The 5404-nt window shown below is 73.7% G+C and carries 5 protein-coding genes; 2 read left to right on the top strand and 3 right to left on the bottom strand.

Going from position 1 to position 5404, the window contains the following annotated elements; genetic code table 11:
* Positions 1–104: 104 nt before the first annotated feature.
* From AX737_RS12800 to AX737_RS12790, 3 genes are all read right to left on the bottom strand, one after another.
* On the bottom strand, positions 105–1448 hold the full coding sequence (locus tag AX737_RS12800) for a septal ring lytic transglycosylase RlpA family protein (RefSeq protein ID WP_082773015.1): 1344 nt from the start codon (positions 1446–1448) through the stop codon (positions 105–107).
* Positions 1449–1646: 198 nt separating this feature from the next.
* Positions 1647–2054 (bottom strand): ribbon-helix-helix domain-containing protein, encoded by a 408-nt coding sequence (locus AX737_RS12795; protein WP_066921862.1) that lies wholly within the window; start codon positions 2052–2054, stop codon positions 1647–1649.
* Positions 2038–2691, bottom strand: coding sequence for a ParA family protein (locus tag AX737_RS12790; RefSeq protein WP_066921860.1), 654 nt, complete (start codon positions 2689–2691; stop codon positions 2038–2040). Before AX737_RS12790 ends, AX737_RS12795 begins: the two co-directional genes overlap by 17 nt.
* Before the next feature lie 365 nt (positions 2692–3056).
* On the opposite strand from AX737_RS12790, the gene AX737_RS12785 reads away from it, so the two are divergent.
* Together AX737_RS12785 and AX737_RS12780 are read left to right on the top strand one after the other, a co-directional pair.
* Entirely contained in the window at positions 3057–3617 is a 561-nt protein-coding gene (locus tag AX737_RS12785) for a diguanylate cyclase (protein WP_066921858.1), read from the top strand.
* Between the two features lie 97 nt (positions 3618–3714).
* Positions 3715–5346, top strand: a complete 1632-nt coding sequence (locus tag AX737_RS12780) for an acyl-CoA synthetase (RefSeq protein WP_066921857.1) — start codon at positions 3715–3717, stop codon at positions 5344–5346.
* Positions 5347–5404 lie beyond the last annotated feature (58 nt).

Raw genomic sequence — 5404 nt, 5'->3', positions numbered from 1 at the left:
GCGGTTCCAGTGGCGATCTCGGAGACGACCCCCGCCATATGCGATCGCCCTGCCCGCACCCGGGGAGGGATCCGCGTACAGCGGAGCGTTTGACCTGAGCCGCGTCAGTAGATCGCCGCCACCCGGTCGCCGCGGTGGGGCTTGCCGGCGACCTGCGCCTTGGCGGGGACGGCCGCTGCCTTGGCGGCGACCGCGGAGGGCTTGGCGGGCGCCGGAGAAGACTTGGCCGCCTGGGCCACGGCCGCCGCGGGTTTGGATGCGTGGGGCGCCCCGGTCTGGGCCTTGACGGGCGCGGCCGCGAGGCGGGCCGCGGCGGGCTTCGCAGGGGATGCGGCGGCGGATGCGGTGGCAGGCGCCTTCGCGCCGGCCTTGGCCGGTGCCACCATCGCGGCGCCGCGCAGGGCGGGTTCCGCCGCCGCGAGCCGGGCACTGGGCTGGGCCTTCGCCTGTCCCCTCGCCTCGCCCTTCGGGTGCTCCTTGCCCGCGGGCCGGGCGTCGAGGGCGGGGTTCAGCCCGGCCACCGCGACCGGCCTGAAGGCGGCCCCGCGCGGCGCGGTCGGCTGGAGCGCGGGCGGCACGCCGACCGAGGCGCGGGCGACGAGGACCGGCGCGGGCCGCGCGGCGGGGCGGGGCTCCTCCGCCTCCCGCTCGGGCGCGGGCTTGAAGGCGAGCGGCGCGCGCGCGGGTTTCGCCAGATCGCGGGCCAGCGCCTCCGGCTCCTCCGAGGGGCCGAGGTCGGCGAGCATCACGGAGCCGCCGCGCAGGCCGGCCGGGCGGCCGTCGGTGCGCAGCGTCGCCATCAGCTTGCGGTCGTCGCTGCCGGCGACCGAGGCCTTGCCGATATACTCGACCCGCACGTGGGTGGTGCCCTTGCGGTGGAATTCCAGCGCCTGGGCGACCTCCTCGGACACGTCCATCACTCGGTCGGCGTGGTAGGGGCCGCGGTCGTTGACGCGCACCACCATCGAGCGGCCGTTGGTGGTGTTGGTGACGCGGGCGTAGCTCGGCAGCGGCAGGGTCGGGTGGGCGGCCACGACCGCGTGGCGGTCGAACACCTCGCCGTTGGCGGTCTGGCGGCCGTGGAAGGCCGCGCCGTACCACGAGGCCATGCCCTCGCGGACGTAGCCGCGCGCGTCCTCGCGCGGCACGTAGGTGCGGCCGGCCACCACGTAGGGCTTGCCCGAGAAGCGGCGTCCGCCGCCCTTCGGGATCACGTCGCCCTCGTTGTAGAGGCGCGGGCTCGCCCGGACCCCGTATTTCGGGTCGATGCCGTTGCCGGCACCCGGGCCGGCGGCGAGCTTCTGGGGATTGGTGCTGCAATTGGCCGCGAGCAGCGCCACCGCGGAGACGGCGGCGAGGCGCACGGATATCGTCCGGAGGGCGGTGCCGCGCGGGCGGTCCGGTGCCGCCACCCGCGAGAGCGTCTCCGCGAGAGTCTTGCGCGCCATGCCACCCACTCGGCCAACTCCCGATACGCCACGCGGGAGCCCGATACGCCGGCTCCCGGTCCGGCGGGCCGCGAGGCGGGCCGGCACCGGACAGGGCGAGATTTGGCCGAACGCCGTAAAGGAAGCCTGAACGGCGCCGCCGACGGCCGTTCAGGGGGCCCGGCCCCGGCCCGGTCTCAGCCGGACTCAGCCGGGCCTTCAGCCCTCCTCCGGCTCCGTGAGCTGCGCGATCGAGCGCGCGCCGCGCTGGCGGAAGAGCAGGTCGAGGCCCTCGAGCATCAGGGCATGCATCTTGGTGCGCTCGGCATGCGCGAGGTCGCGGAGCTGGTCGTAGACCGGCGGCTCCAGGTAGACCGACATCTGCCGCGCCCGCTCCTTCAGGGTGGCGGCGGCGCGGCGCGGGGACGGGTCTGAAGGCAGGTGCTGGGGCAGGTTCCGGGGCAGGTGCTGGGGCAGGTTCTGGGGCAGGTCGAGGCGCACGATGTCGGCGCCGCCCTCGGCCGTCCTGGCGGCGGCCTTCGCCTTCGGGGACGCCCTCCGAGACGACTTCGCCGGCGTCGCCGAGGCGACGATCGCCGCGAGGCTGAGCTTAGGCGGCTTCGACATGCTTCATCCTGCCGCGCGTGCCGGCCTGGGCGCGCCGCTCGATCCAAGTCCAGAGCCGGCGCACCTCGTCGGCGGCCTGGCCCTTCGGGTTGAACTCGGTGACGCCCTGGCCGAGGCCGATCGCGTCCTGGTGGTCCGTGCGGGCCACGATGTTGACGTCGGGCAGGATGCCCAGCACCGCGAGCCCGTCCGCCGCGTCGCGGATGCGGTAGGAGCGCGGCGGGGTCTGGTTGAGCACGAAGGCGAAGCGCTTCTCCAGCCGGTAGACGGCGGCGAGCGTCGGCTTGAAGGCGCGCAGGTCCGCGGGCGTCGGCCGGCACGGGATGATGCAGAGGTCCGCCGCCCGGATCGCCGAGAGCGTGCCGGGCGAATCGACGCCGGGCGTGTCGATGAAGACGAAGTCGTAGGCCGATTCGGCCAGCCGCTCCATCACGGCCTCGATCTGGGTGGCGTCGATCTGGGCCACCTCGGGGCCCGGGGCCGTGCGGTGGTCGAGCCAGTCCGAGACGGTGGCCTGCCGGTCCATCTCCAGGATGCAGACCGTGTGGCCGGCCTCCTGCGCGGCGACCGCGAGCGAGATGCAGAGCGTGCTCTTGCCGCTCCCGCCCTTCTGGGTGACGAACGTGATCGCTTTCATGCCGGCAGCCCCCGTGCGCCGCCCGCGCGGCGGCTCCGGCATCCTCGGGGGCGCCGCGTCGCTCGCGCGCGGCCTGCCGTGACCAAGGTGTCCTGTGACCCAAGGATGCTCCGTTCGGCAGAAAGCGCGGAGTATGGTTAAAGGGAGGTTAAGGCCGCATCCGCGCACGGCCCCACGCCCGGCGGCGGCCGGCTCCGGCAGGCGGCCGTCAGGTCGATTTTCATAACCTCAGGTTAAGATTCACGCGGATCCCGCGGGGCGACCTTTTCTCGTTGATCTGATTGCTCTAAGTTTATCCGACTCCGGGCGGCACCCCCGTTCTGTTAACCTCAGGTTTATGAAGGCGGATGCGGCAGAGGAGATCCATGGCAGATCCCGGCGCGGACGATCCCCCGATCCCGCAGGCGATGCTCGACGCGGCCGGCATCGTGGGAAGCTGGACCCACGATCACTGGGCCGGCACCCTCATGCTCTCGGCGCCGCTGGCCACGCTGCTCGGCCTCGACCCCGCGGTCGCGGCGACGGGCCTGCCGCTCGCCGACTTCCTCGACCGGACCCACCCGGAGGACCGCACCCGCATCGAGAGCTACCTGCACGCGGTCGGCGAGGCCGGCGGGCCGCTGGAGGCGGAGTTCCGCGCGGGCGGGCGGCGGCTGCTGATGCGCGGGCGGATCGAGCGCGACGCGGCGGGCCGGGTCGGACCGGGCCGGGGCATCGCGCTCGATCTCACCGAGACCGCGGCGGCCGGCCAGCATCAGGCCGAGCGGACCGTCAACCGCATGGCCGAGCACGCCATCGCCCTGCGCAACCTCTCCGAGGCCCTGCGCCGGCCCGACCTCACCGCCCGGATCGAGGGGCTGATGCTGGAGATCGGCTTCGAGCTCGCCCGGCACCTGCGCGATCCGGCCAGCCGGCCGCGGCACTGAAGGCCCCGCGACCGGCGGATTGATCGGCGCCGCGTCCGGGATAGTGTCGTGGCCGAGGGCCGCCCGGATGCCGTGCGACGAGCCCGGAGGGAGGGCCATGCGCCGCGACAGCATCTACGACCGCGACCTCGACCGGGTTCCGGCCAACCACCAGCCGCTGACCCCGCTGGGCTATCTCGAGCGGGCGGCCCGCACCTTCCCGGACCAGGTCGCGGTGATCCACGGGCCCCTGCGGCGCTCCTACGCCGAGCTCTACGCCCGCTGCCGCCGCCTCGCCGGAGCGCTGGCCGCCCGGGGGATCGGGCGCGGCGACACCGTGGCGGTGATGCTCGCCAACACGCCCGCGATGGTTGAGTGCCACTACGGCGTGCCGATGACGGGGGCGGTGCTCAACACCCTCAACACCCGCCTCGACGCGGCGGCGATCGCCTTCTGCCTCGGCCACGGCGAGGCGAAGGTGCTGGTCACCGACCGGGAATTCGCCCGCACGATCGCCCCGGCGCTGGCCCGGCTCGACGCCCCGCCCCTGGTGATCGACTACGACGACCCTGAGTACGACGGGCCGGGCGAGCGCCTGGGCGAGACCGAGTACGAGGCCTTCCTGGCGGAGGGCGACCCGGAGCACGAGGGGGTGTCGCCTGAGGACGAGTGGGACGCGATCAGCCTGAACTACACGTCCGGCACCACGGGCGACCCGAAGGGCGTGGTCTACCACCACCGCGGCGCGGCGCTGCTGGCGCTCGGCAACGTGGTCACCTGCAACCTCGGCCAGCACCCGGTCTATCTCTGGACCCTGCCGATGTTCCACTGCAACGGCTGGTGCTTTCCCTGGACGCTCTCGGTGGTGGCGGGCACCCATGTCTGCCTGCGGCAGGTGCGGGCGGCGCAGATGTACGCGCTGATGGCCGAGCACGGGGTTACGCATCTGTGCGGCGCGCCGATCGTGATGCAGCTCCTGATCAACGCGCCGGAAGCGGAGCGGCGCCCCCTGCCCCGCCGGGTCGCCTTCTTCACGGCGGCCGCGCCCCCGCCCGAGGCGGTGCTCGCCGGCATGCGGGAGGCGGGCTTCGACGTCACGCATCTCTACGGGCTGACCGAGAGCTACGGGCCGGCGGTGGTCAACGCCTGGCACGCGGACTGGGACGCGCTCAGCGGCCCCGAGCAGGCGGCCAAGAAGGCGCGCCAGGGCGTGCGCTACCCGGTGCTCGAAGGGCTCGACGTGCGCGATCCCGAGACGATGGCGCCGGTGCCGGCCGACGGCGCCACGCTCGGCGAGGTGATGATGCGCGGCAACGTGGTGATGCGCGGCTACCTGAAGAACCCGGCCGCGACCGAGGCCGCCTTCCGGGGCGGCTGGTTCCGCACGGGCGACCTCGGGGTGCGCCACCCCGACGGCTACATCCAGCTGAAGGACCGCTCGAAGGACATCATCATCTCGGGGGGCGAGAACATCTCGTCGATCGAGGTGGAGGACGCCCTGTTCAAGCACCCGGCGGTGGCGGCCGCCGCCGTGGTGGCGCGGCCCGACCCGAAATGGGGCGAGAGCCCTTGCGCCTTCGTGGAGCTGAAGCCCGGCGCGGAGGCCGAGGCGGAGGCGCTGATCGCGTGGTGCCGCGAGCACCTCGCCCCCTACAAGCTGCCCCGCCACATCGTCTTCGGCGAGCTGCCGAAGACCTCCACCGGCAAGGTGCAGAAGTTCATCCTGCGCGCGCGCGCCCGGGAGGGCTGAGCGCCGGTCCCGGTTTCCAAAGGTCGAGACCTTTGGCGGGTGCAGGGCAGAGCCCTGC

Origin of the sequence: Methylobacterium sp. CCH5-D2 (genome assembly GCF_001556475.1) — a bacterium.
GTDB lineage: Bacteria > Pseudomonadota > Alphaproteobacteria > Rhizobiales > Beijerinckiaceae > Methylobacterium > Methylobacterium hispanicum.
Note: the sequence above shows the minus strand (reverse complement) of the source record. Positions and strands in the feature narration are given on the sequence as shown.